Source organism: uncultured Brachyspira sp., assembly GCF_944390845.1.
Taxonomy (GTDB): Bacteria; Spirochaetota; Brachyspiria; order Brachyspirales; family Brachyspiraceae; genus Brachyspira; species Brachyspira pulli.
In genome coordinates this window covers 18,205-38,940 of record NZ_CALXRM010000021.1, presented here as the reverse complement: position 1 = coordinate 38,940, position 20,736 = coordinate 18,205, and the positions used below count along the sequence as shown (strand labels likewise).

General features: G+C 28.3%; 15 protein-coding genes and 1 tRNA gene. 4 read left to right on the top strand and 12 right to left on the bottom strand.

What is annotated here, in order from left to right; genetic code table 11:
• Positions 1 to 139: 139 nt before the first annotated feature.
• From Q0K52_RS06135 to Q0K52_RS06120, 4 genes are all read right to left on the bottom strand, one after another.
• Positions 140 to 1,021, bottom strand: coding sequence for a DMT family transporter (locus tag Q0K52_RS06135; protein ID WP_297297549.1), 882 nt, complete (start codon positions 1,019 to 1,021; stop codon positions 140 to 142).
• Positions 1,022 to 1,110: 89 nt separating this feature from the next.
• Positions 1,111 to 2,748, bottom strand: a complete 1,638-nt coding sequence (locus Q0K52_RS06130; protein WP_297297547.1) for an ankyrin repeat domain-containing protein — start codon at positions 2,746 to 2,748, stop codon at positions 1,111 to 1,113.
• Positions 2,749 to 2,904: 156 nt separating this feature from the next.
• The gene (mgtE, locus tag Q0K52_RS06125; protein WP_297297545.1) at positions 2,905 to 4,263 is read right to left on the bottom strand and encodes a magnesium transporter; all 1,359 of its coding nucleotides are present in this window, start codon (positions 4,261 to 4,263) and stop codon (positions 2,905 to 2,907) included.
• Positions 4,264 to 4,293: 30 nt separating this feature from the next.
• A complete protein-coding gene (locus Q0K52_RS06120) occupies positions 4,294 to 4,962 on the bottom strand; it encodes a hypothetical protein (protein ID WP_297297543.1) in 669 nt (222 codons plus the stop codon).
• A 153-nt stretch (positions 4,963 to 5,115) separates the two neighbouring features.
• Here Q0K52_RS06120 and Q0K52_RS06115 point away from each other — a divergent pair, with 153 nt between their 5' ends.
• From Q0K52_RS06115 to Q0K52_RS06100, 4 genes are all read left to right on the top strand, one after another.
• The gene (locus tag Q0K52_RS06115) at positions 5,116 to 7,275 is read left to right on the top strand and encodes an AAA family ATPase (RefSeq protein WP_297297541.1); all 2,160 of its coding nucleotides are present in this window, start codon (positions 5,116 to 5,118) and stop codon (positions 7,273 to 7,275) included.
• A gap of 102 nt (positions 7,276 to 7,377) precedes the next feature.
• Entirely contained in the window at positions 7,378 to 8,484 is a 1,107-nt protein-coding gene (locus tag Q0K52_RS06110) for an NYN domain-containing protein (protein ID WP_297297539.1), read from the top strand.
• A gap of 46 nt (positions 8,485 to 8,530) precedes the next feature.
• Positions 8,531 to 9,379 carry a prephenate dehydrogenase gene (locus tag Q0K52_RS06105; protein ID WP_297297537.1) on the top strand — a complete coding sequence of 283 codons (849 nt, stop codon included), beginning with the start codon at positions 8,531 to 8,533 and terminating at the stop codon, positions 9,377 to 9,379.
• Between the two features lie 347 nt (positions 9,380 to 9,726).
• The gene (locus tag Q0K52_RS06100) at positions 9,727 to 11,733 is read left to right on the top strand and encodes a ribonuclease R family protein (protein ID WP_297297535.1); all 2,007 of its coding nucleotides are present in this window, start codon (positions 9,727 to 9,729) and stop codon (positions 11,731 to 11,733) included.
• A gap of 116 nt (positions 11,734 to 11,849) precedes the next feature.
• Here the strand turns inward: Q0K52_RS06100 and Q0K52_RS06095 are convergent, their stop codons facing one another.
• The 8 genes from Q0K52_RS06095 to fliF form a co-directional block, all read right to left on the bottom strand.
• On the bottom strand, positions 11,850 to 13,952 hold the full coding sequence (locus tag Q0K52_RS06095; protein WP_297297533.1) for a 6-bladed beta-propeller: 2,103 nt from the start codon (positions 13,950 to 13,952) through the stop codon (positions 11,850 to 11,852).
• A gap of 50 nt (positions 13,953 to 14,002) precedes the next feature.
• Positions 14,003 to 14,075: transfer RNA gene (locus tag Q0K52_RS06090), tRNA-Thr, on the bottom strand.
• Between the two features lie 72 nt (positions 14,076 to 14,147).
• A complete protein-coding gene (locus Q0K52_RS06085) occupies positions 14,148 to 14,888 on the bottom strand; it encodes a lytic transglycosylase domain-containing protein (RefSeq protein ID WP_297297531.1) in 741 nt (246 codons plus the stop codon).
• A gap of 24 nt (positions 14,889 to 14,912) precedes the next feature.
• Positions 14,913 to 15,365 carry a flagellar FliJ family protein gene (locus tag Q0K52_RS06080; RefSeq protein WP_297297529.1) on the bottom strand — a complete coding sequence of 151 codons (453 nt, stop codon included), beginning with the start codon at positions 15,363 to 15,365 and terminating at the stop codon, positions 14,913 to 14,915.
• Positions 15,366 to 15,401: 36 nt separating this feature from the next.
• Positions 15,402 to 16,859 carry a FliI/YscN family ATPase gene (locus Q0K52_RS06075; protein WP_297297527.1) on the bottom strand — a complete coding sequence of 486 codons (1,458 nt, stop codon included), beginning with the start codon at positions 16,857 to 16,859 and terminating at the stop codon, positions 15,402 to 15,404.
• A 39-nt stretch (positions 16,860 to 16,898) separates the two neighbouring features.
• Positions 16,899 to 17,801 (bottom strand): flagellar assembly protein FliH, encoded by a 903-nt coding sequence (fliH, locus tag Q0K52_RS06070; RefSeq protein WP_297297525.1) that lies wholly within the window; start codon positions 17,799 to 17,801, stop codon positions 16,899 to 16,901.
• Between the two features lie 41 nt (positions 17,802 to 17,842).
• Positions 17,843 to 18,874: a flagellar motor switch protein FliG gene (fliG, locus tag Q0K52_RS06065; RefSeq protein ID WP_297297523.1), complete on the bottom strand. Its 1,032-nt coding sequence runs from the start codon at positions 18,872 to 18,874 to the stop codon at positions 17,843 to 17,845.
• Between the two features lie 49 nt (positions 18,875 to 18,923).
• On the bottom strand, positions 18,924 to 20,627 hold the full coding sequence (fliF, locus tag Q0K52_RS06060; protein WP_297297521.1) for a flagellar basal-body MS-ring/collar protein FliF: 1,704 nt from the start codon (positions 20,625 to 20,627) through the stop codon (positions 18,924 to 18,926).
• Positions 20,628 to 20,736: the final 109 nt, after the last annotated feature.

Sequence of the window (20,736 nt, the reverse complement as noted above, 5' to 3'; positions counted from 1 at the left end):
AACCTCTTTTAAATAAAATTACTACCCATATATTTTAATATATAAATCACAATTTTGCAAACATATACCATATATACGTATTAATTTCATAATAAAAATTAATAAATTATAAAAAAACTTCAACTAATGATACAAAATATTAAGAATCTGATTTTTTTATATTACTTCCTATCTCACATATAAATATAGCCGCTACCATACATATTCCGCCTATAATAAAATTAATCGTGAGAGGGTCTTTCATAAATATAATACCTGCCAAAGCACCTAAAAACGATTCTAAACTTAAAATAATGCCTGCTTTACTAGGATTAACGTATTTTTGAGATACTGTTTGAAGTAAATAAGCTATTCCTGTTGCCCCTATAGTTAAATAAAGAAGCGAATATATACTTTCAGAAGATACAGCATTAATATTAAAAGGCGTAGAAGTTATTATACCAACAGCAAAAGATATTGCGCCGGCTATTATAAGCTGTAAAGCTGCCATTCTTATACCATCTACATATTCAAGCATTTTATCTATAAGCATCAAATGGATAGCAAATACTATAGCACAAAGCAAAGCAAATGAATCCCCTGCCTTAATGCTTCCAAATCCGTCAAAAGATGTTAATAGATATAAACCTATAATAGTAATTATAGCTGCTATAAATGCGGCAATATGAGGTCTTTTTTTATACACTATCCAGCTAAAAAATGGTATAAATATTACATAAGACCCTGTGAAAAATGCCACCTTTGAAGCAGTTATAAATTTGGAACTCATAGTTTGAAGGAAAAATCCTAAAAATAATGCTGTTCCAACTGGTATAGATAATAATATATCTCTTTTTGTTGTTTTTATAAGTTTCTTAAAAAATATTATTGATAGAAAAATACCGCCAGCTAAATTTCTGAATCCTACAAGATAAAACGGCTCTATTTCCTGAACTACAACTTTAACTGCAACAAAACTATATCCCCAAATTAATGCAGTTAAAAATACACCTATAGTACCAAGTCTTTCTTTATTATGCATATACAAACCTAATTATTTAAGATTACTACTATAGATAATATAATATTTACAGTAAAATGTCAAAAATAGAATTAAATATTAAAGTATTTTTATGATTTTAATTTATTTTCAAATAGATTAACAATACTATTATATCCTTTTTCTTTGGCAATTACGCATTCTTTTTCAAATTCATTTTTAGTAGTATCGTTTATCTCGTAATATTTAACTAATTTTTCACATATTTCAAAATAGCCGTTTGAAGAAGCTATATATAATGCAGTATCTCCATTAGAATTTTGATCTTTAATAGAAGCATTATTTTTCAATAAATAATCAACAACATCTACCCTACCATTATCAGCTGCTATTATTAAAGGTGTTTCATTAGATTTACTTTTTCTATTAATGATATCAGGATATAGTTCTAAAATATATTTAACTATATCAATATATCCTTTAGCACAAGCAAACATAAAAGAATTCCAGCCATTAATATCGCTTTCTTCTATATCAGCACCTTTTTCTATCAAATACTTAACAGATTTTAAATTATCATATATAACAGCCCACATTAAAGGTGTAATAGTATCTTCTGGCGATTTTAATGTCATTCCGTACATAAGAAGAAGTTCAACTATATCTATATTTCCAGCTATAACAGCATGTACAATAGCATTTCTCTCAATACCGTCTATTGCAGATGTATCAGCATGATTGTCAAGTAAAGTTTTTACTACATCGATATTTCCTATATAGCATGCATACATTAAAGGAGTTACATCATCATCATCAGCTTTATTAACATCTACATTATATTTTATAAGTAAATCTATAATCTCTTTATTTTCTATTTCTATAGCTGAAATTAAAGCAGATTTTCCATTATCAGTAACACCATCAGGCGGTATTTTATTCATAAGGAAATAATTTACTATATCTTTATGACCCGCAGAAGCAGCAATAGCTAAAGCTTTAGGAGCTTTTTTCTTAGAATTATCAAAAAAGTATCTGACTACATCTAAATGTCCATTATAGGCTGCAGATATAAATGCACTTGAAAATACATTATTTTTATTTCCTGATAATTTAGAATGTATATAATGTACCAATGATAGATTTCCGCTTATAGCTGCTATTGTCAAAGAATATTTAGGAATTTCTATATTTCCTGTATTAAGCATATACTCAACTATATCAATATTTCCGCTTGATATGGCATAAGATAATACAGTTTCTTCGTATATATCAACATCATCTATATTGGCATTATTATCAATTAAAAATTTTACTGCCTCAAAATTAGATTTCTGACAAGCATACATTAATGGAGTAACATTAGTGTCTGTTTTAGCATTAACATCAGCACCATTTTCTACAAGTATCTTAATAATGTCAAAATGATTCTCTGAACAAGCATAATGTAAAGGAGTTTCATTATTACAATTAGATAAATTTACAATGGCACCATTTTTTAATAAAATATTAACTATATCCGTATGACCATTAGCACAAGCATTCATTAATGGAGTTATATACAATTGATCAGCTTTATTTGGATCAGCACCAGCTTTTAATAATAATTCAACTATTTCTTTATATCCTGCTCTGCATGCATGAGTCAAAGGTGTCAAACCTAATATATTGCTTAAATTTACATCTATATCTTTATTTTGTAAAAGAATTTCTACAGCTAATATATTATTTTTTGCCGAAGCTTCATGTAATTCTATTTCAATTTCTCTCATAAAGTAACAAACCTCGTTTACTATAAATTTAATATAAAAGAGTAAATAGTCAAATACATTTTTTCTTACACTTAATGTATTATAAATTATAACTATAATTTAACAATATTTTAAAAAAAATTTAAAAATAATAAAAAAAATATTATTTTTATAACATTATTTAAATATTATAAATGCCAAAGTTGCTATAGAACAATATATTGCTGTACCTATTATATCACATATTGATGTAAGCATAGGAGCCCCGCTTATAGCTGGGTCTATATTTAATTTTGTCAATATAAAAGGCAAACAAAGCCCTATAACACTTCCAATAAAAACTATACTGAACATAGATATGCCTACAATAGCAGCTATTTCAAATCCGCCTCTTATTATGCCTAAAACATAAGCACCAACAGCCATACTTAACCCCAATATCGAAGCTACTATAATTTCTTTTGTAAGCATATAAAACCAGTCTTTTAACACAACATCACCAATAGCAAGCGAACGTATAACTAAAGTTGCCGACTGACTGCCAGCATTTCCTCCGCTTCCTATAAGTAATGGTAAAAACACTACTAATACTATATGTTTTTGCAGTGTATTTTGAAATATACCTATAACACCTCCAGAAAATATATTAATAAATACCAATACCAAAAGCCATAATATTCTCTGTTTATACAATGTTAATATGGGTGTAATCTTTAAATTATCATCGAATTGATCTTCACTTGATGTAATACCTGCCATTTTATGAAAATCATCTGTGTATTCTTCTTCAGCAATATCAAGTATATCATCTACTGTTACAATTCCAAGCATTGAATGTCTGTCATCAACAACAGCAAGGGAATGCAAATTATATTTTTTTATAATTTCAATAGCATTTTCTTGTTCTTCATATACCAATATACATGGGCAATTATTTGCTATTTCTGATATAAGAGTATCCTTATTTGTAAAAAACAATTTCCTTAAAGCTATAGAGCCAATCAATGTTCTTCTTGAATCTATAACATATATAGTTGTATAAGTCTCTGATTCTGCTATATTGCTTCTTACATATTCAAAAGCCTCTCCAACAGTCCAATCCGGTTTAATACTAATATATTCCGGAGTCATCAAACGTCCTATACTGCCTTCTGGATAAGCTAAAAGCCAAGAAGCTATCTCACGTTCTTCATTTCCTAATAGCTTTAATATACTTTCTGACATTTCTTCAGGAATTGATTCTAAAAAATATGTTCTATCATCAGGATTCATATTTTCTAAAAGCTCTTTAACATCAGCTTCAGGCATATTTTCTATTATTCTTTGCTGATCTATAGGAACTAATTCAGGAAAAACACCTAAATAATAATCTTTAGGAAGTACACTAAATACTTTATATTTATCTTCATTTTTTAATGAAGTTATTAAATTTGCTGTTTCTACCTCTTGCCATAATGGAAGTATATCTCTTAATGCTTCCCATTCCTTTTCCTCTATCAAATCCTCAATTTCTGGCTGTAAAAGTTCTTTAAGCATATTCCGCTCCAGATGAAAAAAAATAATGTATTAATATCTAGTACCAACCAAATAAGTACCTATTTGAACCCCAAAATCAAATGAATGTATATTATATTTTGAATAATTAGGATTTTTATAATTCATAGCAAAATCATAATTAAAATAAAGACCTGCGGCAATGGCTGCAAAACTGCTTAAATTATATTTAAAATCTAATGTAAACTTTAAATATGGTATTACAGCATTATCAAATGACTTTTTTATATCATCACTATTTAATTTAGCAGTATAATTACCATCTCTAATATTAGCTGCTAACGGTATTTTTGCTCCGGCTCCTATACCAAAAGCTAATACTAAAAAAGTAACTCTGAACATAGCACCCGCATTTAAGCTGTCAAATGAATATGAAACAACTTTTCCTTCAGCAGAATCTATATATCTGTAAGAACTTCTATAATATCCAATATCAGCCAAAGCATCAAAACCTAATAATCCGCCGAAATCATAGAAATATCCAGGCTGAACTAAAACCCCAAAGTCAAAGGAATTTCCGTTTTTTAATATATTTAATTTACTTCCGTCCAATCCTCTAACATCAGAAAAGGCAAAACTGCCTGTTAACGGAACAAATAAAGCAACACCACCCCCATGCTGTGCTAGTAAAGCAGAACTAAAAACCATTACAAAAAACAATGATGATATTAACTTTTTCATATTATTCTCACTTAAATTAACTGTTTATTATTATAATATAAAAAAATAATATAATGTCAATTCTTTATTTTATACAAATATTACAAAATTATAAAATTTGAAATTTGTATTAAAAATGATAAAATGCCATAAGCATAAAAACAGGAAATAAAAATGGTTTTGAATCTAAACAAATTTGGAAAATTTAAAAATAAATCTTTTGATATATCTGATAAACTCACTTTATTCTACGGAGAAAATGAATCCGGTAAAACTACTATATTTGACTCCTTAATGTTATTGTTTTCAGAAAATAAAAGAACTTCCACATTTGCAAAACAAATAAAATCAAGATACGGCGATGATATAGATATTAATATTATTCCTGAAATAGAACCTTCAAAAAAGATGCATCCTCAATCCTATAATAATTTATATTCTATAAGACAAAGCGAAATTATATTTGAAATGTCCGACAGTAAAAAAGATTCAAAAGATTGGGAAAGCGAAATAAAGAAAAAATTATTTGCTTCTGATATAGATGTTGGAAAAATAATATCAGAAGTAAAAGCCGAACATTCCGGAAAATCTCAAAATGCTATACCAGCTCAATTAAAAAATTTTAAATACAGAAACGAAGAAATAAAAGAAGAATTAGATAATTTATATAATAAAGTTAATACTGAAATAGATAAAAAAGATAAATTAAAAGATTTAAATGAACTCTTAAAAGAAAGTGATAATATTATAAAAGAAAAAATCAATGAATATAATAAATTAAATGCTGTAAGAGAAGAAAAAAATAAATCAAAAGAAAAGAATGTCATATTAAATATTATAACTATGATAAATGACTTCAACAAAAAAGATAAATTCATAAATGATAATATATACTTACAAAAAGATCATTCAAAAATAATAAACAATATAAGTGAAAAAATAAATGAATGTGAAAAAGAAATATATAATTTAAAAGGAAAAATAGAACCTTTACAAAAAGCAGTAGAAGAAAAAAATAAAATTGATTATGAAAGCATAATGATAAGAATAGATAAAGCAATAAAAAAGATAGATGTTCTTAGAGAAAAAACAAATAAAATACCAAAAATAGTTTTCTTATCAGCTGTAATTTTAATATCTTCATTACTCAGTTTATATTTTAAAAATCCTTATTGGTTTTTAATAATACTTCCTTCAATACCATTCCTTTTAATAAAAGAAGGCAAAAATGATAAGTTTATAAATGATATACTAGATACCCTACCTGAACTCGATATAAATGCAAATAATTTAGAACTTTCTGCACTTAAAGATATATTAACAAAAGAATTGGCAAAAATAGAATTGATACTTTCTAAAAAAGATGATAAAGAATTAGAAAATTATAAAAAACAATTACAAGAAGCTTTAATAAATTTAGAAAAATACAATAAAGACTTTAATGATTTATTAAATAAACTTAATGTAAAAAGCAAAGAAAATTATTATGAGATAAAAACTAATTTTGATAATGTTTATAAAAATACAGAAGAATTATTTGCCAAACTTATGACAGAAGCAAAAAAATTCGGACTTAAAGATATAAAAACACTTGAAGCTAATTGTAATAGAATATTAAGAGAATTAGATGAAAAAGGAGTTAATCCTGAAGGTTTTAATGAAATGGAAATGAAAGCAATAGAAAATAAATTAAAAGATTTAGAAAAAGAAATAAATGCTTTAAAAGAAAATATGAATAAAGTAATGTCTAATGCTTCATATATTCAAGGCGAACTAAACAGTGCAGACAATGTACATAATAATATAATAAATCTTGAAAGTGAATATGCAGAAAATAATGAAGAAATAAAAAATATGAATAAAAAGAAAAAAGCTTTAGAAATGTTGGAGGATATGCTGCTTCAAATAAATAAAAAGAATGATGATATATTCAATTCACTTTCAAATGAAGCTAAAGTTTTATATAATCATATAACAGGAAAAAGTTTATCTGATAATGGAATTACAATGTCTGGTTTTGATAAATCTAAAATTATGGTTAAAGATAAACAAAATGAAAGCAGAAATGTAGAATTACTTTCTTCAGCTACAAAGGATGCAGTTTATATAGCTATGCGTCTTTCTATGATTACAAAAATACATGAACAAGGAAGACTTATATTATTAGATGACCCATTCATAACTTTTGATAATAATAGAACCAAAGAAGCATTATCATTTATAAAAGAATATTCAAATAAATACAATATACCTATAGTAATATTTACAAAAGATACATTCATAAGAGATATAATGAAAAATTATAAAGAAGCTGTAATACATGAATTATCTTAAAATTTACATATTTTAAAATATATAAATTACCTTAAATAGTATTGTATTTTTATTAATTTCTTTATACAATAAATCATAAATAAATTATAAGAGATGGTATTTATGAAAAAGATAGGTATATACATAGATTTAGAAAATATATGTCATTTAACTTATGACGTTAATTTTGAATCAATGCTCAATAATATACTATTATATTATAAAAACAATTTTAAAGATAAAGAAGTTTTCTATTCTATAAAAAAATCTTACGGTGATGCAAAGTCAATAAAAAAATATGCTAAAAGTTTAAGAGATTTGCATATAGATATTGTTTATTCTGTTCCAGTTAATAAAGCAAAAAATATGGCAGATATGATATCTTCAATAGATGCATTTGAAGATTTTGTTATAGATAAAAAAATTGATATAGCAGTATTTGTAACTAGAGATGTTGATTATACTGTTATTATGGATAGATTAACAAGATTTGGGGCTTTAGTTTCAATAGTTACAATATCTGAGAATTCTGCAAGAGATATATTTAAAAATTCATGCAGTCATATATTTAAAATTGAAGATTATAAAGTTTCTGATAAAAATGATAAACAAGAGAAAGAAATAAAAAAAGAAATCACAATCGATAAAAATGATTTCTTAACTTTATTCTATAATAGAATAATAGAAATTTACAACAATGATGAAACAACAAAAAATATAAGAATATCCATCTCTGATATTTGTAATAAAATAAATGAAGACTTCAATCTTGAAAAAGGAAAAAGTGCTATAGAACAAACTCAATTCAAAAAAATAAAGAATGTTCTTAAATATCTAAATAATAATGGAATAGAAACAAAAACAGACGGTGATGATTTTTATATTAATGATATGAATATTTTTAAAGATGTAATGTCTAATATTTTAAACTTACATAACTGCGAAATTAGTGAAAATAATTTTATATATGCATTCAATGAAATAATTGCTAATTGCGAAGAAAACATTAATATATCTTTAGCTAATGTTATGAATGAAATAAATAAAAGATTTTCAATAAACAGCGGTTCAAGTGCAGTAAAACACACTAAATTCAAAAAACCAAGCCGTTTTATAAATTATATCATAAAAAAAGATGTACCTATCGAATTAAGCAATAAGGGAAACAGTTTCATTATAAAAGATAAAAATAAAGTATTAGAAATATTAAATGATATAGAAAACAAATAATAAAAATATAAGCAATCATAAAATAATTATATTATAAGGAAATATTATGCCAAATATAACAGTTATTGGAATGGGCTTGATGGGCGGTTCTTTAATTAAAGCATTAAAAGCTAGTAATCAAAATTATAATATATACGCTATAGATACAAATAAAGAAAATATAGAATCTGCTGTAAAAGACGGATATATTGAAAAAGGTTATTGTAATTATGATAGTATAGAAGAATGTATAAAATGGTCTGACATTATTATGTTATGCACATTGCCTTCTATAGCGATAGATATCATAAATAAATATAAACACTTAATTGATAATAATAAAATACTCTCAGACTTCTGCGGAGTAAAAACTGATATTTTTAATAACACAAAAGATAAAAAATATGTCGGACTTCATACTATGGCTGGAAAAGAAAAAGGAGGATACTGCAATTCTTCAGAAACTCTTTTCAAAAATTCAAATGCCATAATAGTAAATAATGAAAATGCAAATGAAGATGATATTAACATTATAAAAAAACTTTCAAAAGATTTAGGCTGTTTAAAAGTAATAATTTCAACACCAGAAAAACATGATGAAATGATAGCCTTTACAAGTCAGCTTATGCATATAATAGCATGCGGCATTGTTAATCATGACCATTTTCTAGCTTCATTAGGTTATGAAGGAAATAGTTTGGGAGATCATACAAGAGTCGGAACAATAGATGCCAATATGTGGAGTGAGTTATTTTTGTATAATAGTGAATATTTATCTGATACGCTTCAAAAATATATAAATTGTTTGGAAGATTTTAAAAAGGCATTGGATAATAAAAACAGAGATGAGTTAAAAAAATTAATGACTAATTCAAATACTACAAAAAATGAATGGATTGAAAGAAAAAATAAATAAAATTACGCTTATTAGTATTGACATAAAACAGAAATATGTTAGAATATACTAACAAATGATAAAGAAACACAAAAATTAATACTTGTCAATTACTTTTGTATCTTAGGTGATACGAATATTTTATAACCTTCATTTAATTAAACTGTATCCCCCCTCATATTTGATTATGAGGGGGTATAAAAATAAACGCTTTCTATATTTAAAAAACAATTAGAACATAAATATGTAAAAAATTATTACCGTTTGACATTATAAATAATATTGCTATAATGAAATTAATGTCAAATAATTATATTTATGAAAAATATGAATACAATCTAATTTAATTATAGGTAAATAAAACAACAATGAAAGTAATAAAATTATTAAAAAGAATTAATAAACAAAAAGAATTAGATATTTCATCTTATAAAAGCGAGCATATAAAAGAAAAAAAAGATAAATTACGTTTTGATAAAATGCTTCAAAAGTCCATATCAATGGGACTTGTAATGAGGAAGTCTAATACTTTAAAACTTACCAATGAGGGAAAAATTTATTTAGAAAGAGAATTAAAAAGAATAAATGAAAAAGAAAAAGATATAATAAAAAATAGAAAAACAAGCAAAAGCAAAAAAGATGAAAGATCTGGAAAAAAAACAAGCATACCAAAACCAGAAATAAAAATAGATGTTAATAATGCAAAGAAAGATGCTGAGATAATAGCAAAAGCATATAATGTGCCGACTGAATTTCCAAAAAAATGCTTGGAAGAAGCTAAACTATTGCCAGACAGCATGGAAAATGTAGAATTAGAATTTGACAGAATAGATTTAAGAGATATAAGAACTGTAACAATAGATGGAGCCGATTCAAAAGATTTTGACGATGCTATAAGTATAGAAAAATTAAATGACGGTTATAAATTAGGTATTCATATTGCTGATGTTAGTCATTTTGTAGTTATGGGAAGTGCTTTAGACAGAGAGGCAAGAAAAAGAGGAAACAGCGTTTATTTAATAGACACGGTTTATCCTATGTTTCCGCATGAGCTTTCAAATGGAATATGTTCTTTGAATGAAGGCGTAAGCAGATTCACAATGACAGTATTCGTAACAATAGACAATAAAGGAAATGTAAAAGAAAGTACTTTTCATAAAAGCGTTATAAAATCAAGCAGAAGATTAACCTATGATTATGCTCAAGATGTTTTGGACGGTATAGAACAAGATGAAGATTGGCTTGTAGAATTACTAAAAAATGCTGATGACGTAAAAAGAATACTACTTCAAAAAAGAATAGATAATGGAAGTATAGAATTCGATCTTAATGAAACTCAAATAATATTGGATAAAGGCGGAAATCCTAAAGACTTTTTCATCGGTGAAAGAAAAGAAACTCATAAAATCATAGAAGAATTAATGCTTATTGCCAACTGTGAAGTAGCAAAAAAATTAAAGAAAATAAAAGGTGCTATTTACAGAGTACATGATACACCGGATCAGGAAAAACTAGACACATTCACAAGAATAGCATTTAACAGAGGCTACAGAATTACAAGAGATGCAGACGGTAATTTGGATTTCCATTCATTTATAGAATCTATAATGGGAAAGCCGGACGAAAAATTACTTCTTACCCTACTCTTACGTTCTATGAAGCAGGCTATATACGATGTTAATAATATAGGTCACTTTGGATTAGGTTTTGAATATTATACTCATTTTACTTCGCCTATAAGAAGATATACAGACTTACTAACTCATAGACTTTTAAAGCAGGCATTAGAAGGAGTAAATAATTTAAAACCTACTATGCAGCAGTTTTATACAAATTCAGCTCAATGGTGTTCAAAGACTGAAAGAATAGCAGTTGAATGCGAGAGAAGTTTAGATAAAGTAAAAGCTGCAAGATTTATGAAAGACAAGGTTGGAAATGAATATAACGGAATAGTAAGCGGCGTTACCAATTTCGGAATATTCGTTGAAATAGAAGACAGAGGAATCGAGGGCTTAATAAGATATGCTACTTTAAAATCACATTACAGATATGATGAACATGAACAGGCAGCCTACAGCGAAGAAGATGCTAAATGGTACACATTAGGCGACAGAATAAGAATAGTAGTTTATAAAGTTGATGTAAAAGAATTGTTCATTGACTTCATACCAGCAAGCGAATTTGATAATAGTTTCGATGACAGAGATATAATAGACAGCAGAGATTTTTTGAAGAAAAAGAAAAACAAAAAAGAAATATATTCAAGAAAATCTCATAAATCAAGTAAATCAAGCAAAGATAAAAAAAGAAATTCAAAAGACAGAAGGGACAAAAGAGATAGAAAAGAAAGAAAAAAATCAAAAAAAAGAAGATAATATTTAATTAATAAAAAATAATAAAAGGCTTTCTTAAATTAATAAGGAAGCTTTTTTATATATAAAAAAGGCTTCTCATAAAACTATGAAAAGCCTCTTTTTATTATAAACTTTTATTATGGTATCACATATCCCACTTCTTCTTCACCATACATATCTCTATACTGAACCCTAACATTCAAAGCTCTGAATTGTCCAGACTGGGAAAGATTTTTGAAACTATTATAATATATAAAATATCTTCCAAAATTAATATCTTTAATTCTCTGTAGCTCCTGAGAATAATTTATAGATAAATCAGCATTGATAGTATATCCATAAGTATTCTTTGTCATTAAATCTAAGAAATAATTAGATTTATCTGGTCCTATATAAACATGGTTTATAGAAACCGCATTATTCTTAGCAAAACTTGAAAGATCACTAAAATTCATCATATCAAATACTCTATCATCAGGATTGCTTACAGTAAAGTGTATAATAGCAGTTTTCTTAAAGCTATTTCCTGCAAGCCTTATAGCCTCATAATAAGCATCATCTAAAGCAGATATTCCGCCTGTAAAATGGAAGTTATTAGCATTTTCAAGTATTCTCAAATTTCTAGCATCATAATTATCAGCCTTATAAACTTGATCATTATAATGTATAACTAAAACTTCATCATTATTTGTTAAACTCATAGTGAAATTACTAATTTCTTCTTTAATTCTATTTTCATAAGGTTTAACAGAGGCACTATCTTCTATTAAATATACAAATCTATACTCATGTAATTCTGGAGCATCATAAAAACCAACTTTATGATCAACAGCAGAATTTTCTTTCACAAAGAAGTTATCAGCTGTAAGCCCAACTACAGGATTTGCTGCTCTGTCCCTAACTGTAACAGATGCTACAACAACAGGGAATTTATTCAAATATTGTCTGTCTACAAATACATCTAAGTTAGCATAATATTCTTCTTTTCTTGTATAAACATCAATTCTTCCAGACATAAAATCAGTAAGATATATAGAACCATTAGGTCCCTCAGCAACTGAAGTAGGAGTTGCTGTATATCTTTCAGAATTATTGAATACAGTAAAAGTATCCGCATTTATATCATAATAGAAAACTTTATTTCCATCAGCCACATAAATGTTGCCGTCATTAGCAAATGATAAACCTCTAGGCTCATTGAATAATTCATGTTTAATAGTTCTTATATAATTACCATTAAGATCAAATTGCTGTATTCTTTTGTTGCCCATATCAGCAATATACACATAATCACTATTAACAACTATGCCAGCAGGAGAAAAGAATTCTCCTTCATTCTCTCCAAGTCTTCCAAAATTATATAAGAAATTTCCATCAACATCAAATACAACTACTCTATTGTTTCCAGTATCTGATACATACAAATTTCCGTCATTATCAACAAATACTGAAGAAGGTCCCAATAATTGACCATCACCAACACCTGATACACCTATATTAGTAATATAATTTCCATTAGCATTATATTTGAATATCTTATCTTTTTTAGTATTTGCTATATATATATTACCATTATTATCTATAGTAAATCCTCTAGGATTTTCTAATTTTTCATAAGGATAAACTTTAGCTACAAATTGTAATACTTTTTTCCACCAACTTGTATGATCAATTTCTAGTCTTTTACCATGAGATATTTTGCTTAACATATTGCCGTTAATATCAAATCTCTTTAAAGATGAATCACTATAATCCAATACATATAAAGTACCGTCACTCATTACTTTTACTTGTATAGGCTGATTAATATTTTTTAAGAAATTAGCATTAGTAGAAAAAGCTTTCAAATAAATAAAATTACTGAAAACATCTTTCTTTTCTTCTACAGCATTAGCAGAATCATATTTATTGATTTTAGAAACAATAATAGGATCTTCATAACCCATTCTAGCAATGTTAAGCCATTCATTAACAGCTAAAGACATATATCCTGCTTTATATAAAGACTTACTATACCAATATCTTATAAACTTATCAGTAGGATTTGTATTAAGAGAGTTTCTAAAACTAGCTATTGCAGCATCATAACGTTCTTGATTATAATAATGCACCCCTCTTAATAATTCTCTATAAGAATCATAAGTTTCTGTGTTTACATAATATGGAGTTTTATCGAAAGTGTATGAAAGCGACATAGTCATTAAAAATAATACTATAATCGCTAGAAGTTTTATTCTCATAAATCCTCTTTATAGTGTGTGATATTTTTTGGTTTATAATAATGAAGAAAAGCCCACTATCGGGATTGAACCGATGACCCTCACCTTACCATGGTGATGCTCTACCTGCTGAGCTAAGTGGGCAATTTTTCAAAATATTATAAAATTACAGAATAAAAAAGTCAAGCAAACAACATATAATTTATTATGTTAACTTTACTTTATATATCCTATAATATTTTTAACATAATTTTTTGTCTCTTCAATATTTGGAATTCTCTGTAATTTATCTACCAAATTAGGTCCTGCATTATAAGCTGATAAAGATAAATCAAGTCTTCCATCATATCTGTTTAACATCTGTGATAAATATTTGCTTCCAGCCATAATATTAGTATATGGATCTTTAAGCATTTCTTTATCTGTAATACCTAAACCCTCTCCTGTTTTAGGCATTATCTGCATCAAACCAATAGCACCTTTATGACTAACTGCAGTAGGTACATAGTTTGATTCTTGTTTTATAACAGCCTTAATCAAATTTTCTGGTAAAGAATATTTTTCAGCTGCTTCTTTAATTATATCATCATACTTAGTAGGGAAATTACTTGCTGAAGCTTTTTTATAAGCATTAATAGCTTTAGCAAAATGATTTGTACTGTCATCATAAACTCCAAAAGATATTTTTCCTTTGAAAGCATCTGAAGAAGTATCCCCGCTAATTACTTTGCCATTATCTAATTTTTTATTACTTTCATTGATTATAGAACCATCTAAACCAAGTTCATTTACTTTATTTTCTTTAGTACTATTATCAATACTAGACATAGCTTCATTTAAATGTTCAGCAAAAGGTTTTGTAGGAAGCGGAGTATTAACAGGAGAAAAACCTAATTTATTAAAAGTATCCTGAATCTCTCCTATTCTAGCATGTATTCTTTGTATAGATTCTATCATAAATAATACCCTCTTATAATATTATCAATATTCATAAGCATCACTAGCAACATACTCTTTCTTCCACTCATCTAGTTTAGCTTGTTCTTCTTTATTCATTAATTTTTTATATTCTAATAATTTTTTTTCTTTTAAAATCTCAACCGCTCTTCTCTGCTTTGAAGCTTCCTGTAAAATCTCCTGTCTTTTCCTAAGCTCCACACTAATTACTGCCATATTATCTTCATGAATAGCTATTTGGGAATTCAAAGCTGTTATATACTCTCCCAAATAAATACTCATATTAAGCATTTCTTCACTGTCTTCCATACTATCAACAATTCTTATTCCATCGCTGATTTTCAAAAGACAATTTTCTTTTCCGTCACGTTCCTTATTATATTCAGCAGAAACTTCAGCTACTTCAGCTTGTCTTTGCTTCTCTATATTTTTTCTAAGTTTATATAGAGGCTCTAGTTTAAAATCAAATTTCTTCATAATATTACCAACAATCTTTTATTATCTTCTGTATTTCTACAATATAACAACATCATTATTAGCATATTCTACATTGTCGGAAATATTTGTTCTATCATCTGCTTTTTTTACATCTCCGCTGTTTACTAAATCTTCTTCTATTTCTTCTTGTGAGTAGAACATAGATAGAAGTGCTTCTTTACTGTCAGCAAAACTTGAAACCTCATATACATCTTGCTGTAAATATCTATCCATCATAGGCTTATAATCAATGGCTCTGTCTACTTCAGGCATACTTCCCTTAGCATAACCGCCTATCATTATAAGTTCTTTAGCCTCATTATAATCTGCACTCATTCTTAAAAATTCTCTGGCTGCTTTCTTATGCATATTAGAAACTATTTCATTCATAATCCTAGATATACTTTTATTTACATCTATGGCAGGGAAATGTCCTCTATTAGCCAACTCCCTAGATAAAACTATGTGTCCGTCTAATATACCTCTAACAGCATCTGTAATAGGTTCGTCCAAATCATCACCTTCAACCAATACATTATAAAATGCTGTAATACTTCCCTTACTTGAAGTACCAGTTCTTTCCAAAAGTTTAGCAAGCTCAGAGAATACACTAGGAGTATAACCTCTGGTTGTAGGAGGCTCACCTCTTGAAAGTCCTATTTCTCTTTGTGCTAAGGCAAAACGTGTTACAGAGTCAACCATAAACATAACATTCTTGCCTTTATCTCTAAAGTATTCAGCTATTGTAGTAGCAGTATATGCAGCACGCACTCTCAAAAGCGGAGCATCATCACTTGTAGCTACAACTAATATACTTCTCTTTAAACCTTCTTCTCCAAGGTCTCTTTCTATAAAATCTCTTACTTCTCTTCTTCTTTCACCAATCAATGCTATAACATTGACATCAGCATTAGTATTTCTAGCTATCATAGATAAAAGTGTAGATTTACCAACACCAGTACCGCTCATTATAGCCATACGCTGACCTTTACCAACAGTGAGAAGTCCGTCTATAGCCCTAACTCCTGTTTGTATATGGCTTTTTATTCTAGGTCTGTTCATAGGGTTTACTGCATTATGAGAAACTGGAATTGGAGTTTCATAAAAATTATGTCCGCCTCCCGCTAAAGGTTTTCCTCTAGCATCAAGCACTGTACCCAATATCTCATCACAGCACATAACTGATAATGGTCTTTCAAAAGAATAAACCATATTTCCAAAAGTTATTCCATTAACTGGTCCAAAAGTAGCTAAAAGAACATCTTGATTTCTAAAACCTATAGCCTCTGCATCCAAATATGTATCATCGTTCATATATATACGGCACATATCGCCAAGTCTGCAAAATGGTCCTTCACTAATAACTAATGAACCTATAACTTCTTTAACTTTTCCATAAGATTTTAATAAAGCAACATCATCAACAACTTTTTTGTATTTTTCAAATGTTTTCTTTACTTCTTTATCAAAATCTATATTTTCATCTTTTATCATTATATAACCCTATCATCAATTAATATAAAAAACTAAATATTAAAAACCTTTAATAGGTTCAACTTCTTTAATAGCAGTTTCTATTTCATTTAATTGTGTATTTATTCTAGCATCAATATCACCAAAGTCAGTTTCTATCATACAACCGCCAACATCAACATTAGGGTCTTCTAATACTGTTACACCTTCAATTTTATCTAACATTTGATAAAATTCATCTTTATGTCTTGCAGAAACTTCCAAATCATCAATATTAACTCTGATTGTAATTTTTGTTCTGCCTTTAATTCTCCTTAAAGCTTCCTGTATATTTCTTATAACTATACCTTTATCTCTTTCTGTAAGCATTTTTACAACACGTTTAGCTATAAGTACAGCAACTTCAATAACTTGTGCTTCAGCTGCATCTATTATTTCATTTCTTTTATTAATAGTTTCAGCTAAGATTTTTTTCATCTTTTCTGTTAATTTAATCAAATCATTATTACTGTCAGAAAAAGATTTTTCAAAACCTTCATCATAACCTTTTGCATATCCTTCTTTATAAGCTGCATCTTTTATAGATTCTGATTCGCTTTGTATTCTTTCTTTTTCTGCATTAGCATCTTGTATTATTCTTGAAGCATCAACTTTAGCCTGCTCTGAAATAACATGTGCTTCATTTTGTTTTGATTTAAATATCTCAAAGGCTTGTGTTTTAGCATCTTCAATGATTCTGTCTGCCTCATCAACAGCCTTTCTTCTCATATCTCTTAAATCTTCTTCCCATTGAGCTCTAAGTCCTGCAATCTCCGCTTCTATTTCTTCAATGGAAGGTCCTTTATATTCTTCTTGTGATTCCTCATACTCTAATTCTTCCTGTGATTTATGATGAGGTACCGCAATATTAACTTTTTGAGTAAGCTCTACAATACTTCTGGATTTAAAAACCTTTTCTGGCATAATAAAAAACTCCCTAATTAATAATCAAAATATAATTAACATCAAACAACCATTTCGTCTTCACCAGCACGAGCAACAACGATATCACCTTGTTCTTCAAGTTTACGTATGATATTAACGATTTTTTGCTGAGCTTCTTCAACGTCTTTAAGACGAACAGGTCCCATAAAGTCCATATCCTCTTTAAGTAATGCAGCAGCACGTTTGGACATGTTTCTATAAACTTTATCTTGAGCATCTGTATCAACACTTTTAAGTGCTTTAGCCAAATCGCTTGAGTCAACTTCACGAAGTACTTTCTGTATAGCTCTGTCATCAAGTAAAACAATATCTTCGAATACAAACATACGTTTCTTGATTTCTTCTGCAAGTTCTGGATCGTCTTCCTCCAAGCTCTCAATAATACTTTTCTCTGTAGATCTATCAACACTGTTAATGATTTCTACTATAGAATCTATACCACCAGCAGAAGTAAAGTCTTCACTAGCAAGAGTAGAAAGTTTTCTTTCAAGTACCCTTTCAACCTCTCTTAAAACTTCTGGAGATGTTCTGTCCATTATAGCAATACGTTTAGCTACATCTGGCTGAATCTCTGTAGGCAAAGCTCCCAATATACTAGCAGCTTTCTGAGCTTCCAAATAAGCCAAAATAAGTGCTATAGTTTGAGGGTGTTCACCTTGTATGAAGTTAAGCAAGTGAGCTGGGTCTGTACGACGTATAAAATCAAATGGTCTAACCTGTAATGAAGACGTTAACCTATTGATTATATCACTAGCTTTCTGACTACCAACGGATCTCTCAAGCAAGTCTCTAGCATAATCTATACCACCTTGAGTTATAAAATCCTGAGCTATCATCATCTCTTGGAATTCTCTGAATACTGCATCCTTATCAGCAGCTTCTATATTTTCAAGTCTAGCAATATCAAATGTTATTTGCTCTATCTCTTCTTCCCTCAAGTGTTTAAATATCTCACTAGATGTTTCCATACCAAGTGATACTAGAAATATAGCAACTTTTTGACGACCGCTTAAAACACGTTGCTTTTTCTCTTTTTCTTTATCTGCAGGCATAATTTTTCTCCTAATTTTTTATTTTATAACTCAATTTTATTTACCTTAATTAACTCTTGTCATCAGCCATCCAAGTACGCAACAACTGTGCAACATCGTCTGGTCTTTCATGACTTACACGTATAACTTCGTCCATAAGTTTCTTACGTGCAGCATCCTCTAAACTCATTTCGTTTATAGGCTCTTCATTAGCATTCATCATAGCTTGTCTACGCATTTCCATTTGCTTACGTTCAAGCTCTTCTTCTCTAAGTCTGCGTCTTCTAGCAAGCTCTTTCTGTATAGCTCTGATTATCAATGCTAATACGAATAATATAAGTAAAGAAATCATTGTTATTATTAATGTTTTCTTTATAAATCTATCACGCATAAGTTTAGCATCTTCAGCGTTGAATCTATCCCAATGGTCAAACTGAATATGTGTTACGCTTACTTGGTCACCTCTTTTTAAATCATAACCTATAGCTGCTTGTACCAATGCTGTAACATTCTTTATTTCTTCTGTTGTTACTGGGTGGTATTCTCTAACATAACTGCTGCCATTAGTTATAACTGGATCACCATTAACATCATATACTTTTGTCCATCTACCGTCTAAAGCAACTGCAGCAGATATCTTTCCTATTTGATAACTTCCTTTCTTTATAGCCTCATATCTTTTACTTAATTCATAGTTGTCTTGTGAATCAGTTTTTGTATATGTCTGCCATCTGTCGCTTTTATCTTTATATCCTGGAGGTACATTTTCTTCAGCTCCTGCAGCACCTTGAGGTATAAATTGCTGTCCTTTCCAGTCCTCTGTTACTGTACGAGTTGATACCTGAACCTTATTAGTAAACTGACTGTCATCATAAGGTGTTGTAGGATCATCTTCTTTTAAGATAATAGGAAGAACTAAATTATTAGTTATGCTAACATCGTCCCAAATTAATTCTAATGCTATTGTTGTTTCTACTCTATTTGTATAGATTCTTCCTAATGTTTGTCTTATTTTATTTTCTATATTCTTTCTTTCTCTATCAACAATCTTTAATTCTTCCTGAGCTACTTTTAATTTTAAATTAGCTGCCTCATCTGTAAAATCAGTTAATACATATCCAGTACTATCTGTGATTGTTACAAATTCTGGTTTTAATTTATCAACACCCATTGCTATTAATTGCTGTAAGCCTCTAACAGTTTTAGGATCTCTTAAAACTTCCTCTTTGAAAGGCTGTGCTTTAATAACTACTGATGCTGTAACTGGAGAATCAATATCTGTTAAATATTCTTTTTTAGGAAATGCTAAATCAACTGTTGCTTCTTGAACAAAATCCAATTTAGTTAAAAGCTGAGTAATAGCTTTTGTTAAAGATCTTCTTTTGTTTATATCAAGTTCAACATCTGTTATACCAATACGAGGGGCATCGAATAATTCCCAACCATCAACACCTGTTGGCATTCTTCCCTCTTTTACTAATTCCAATTCTGCTCTAGCTTTATCATTTTGACTGTTAAGTGTGATAAAACCATTTCTGTATTGGTATTTAATGTTATTAGCATCTAAAACTGCTATAACATTTCTAGCATCTTCTTGAGTCAATGCCTGCTGAAACAATAATGTTCCTGTTTTTCTTGAAGTAAGAACTATTGTTGCAACTATTGCCCCAAGACCTACTACTAAAATTCCTATTAACACTGCTTTTTGCAATGTTGTAGTCTTAGACAAAATATTTTTTACTTGACTTGTCAATTTATTTATAAAGTCCTGCATTAGAAACCACCTAATAAAAGTTATCTTTAGAATTTATCGGTTATAGTTATGTTTACTTTATAAAAAAATTATGTTTCGTTTATTTTATAAGTTTACATAATAATTTTAT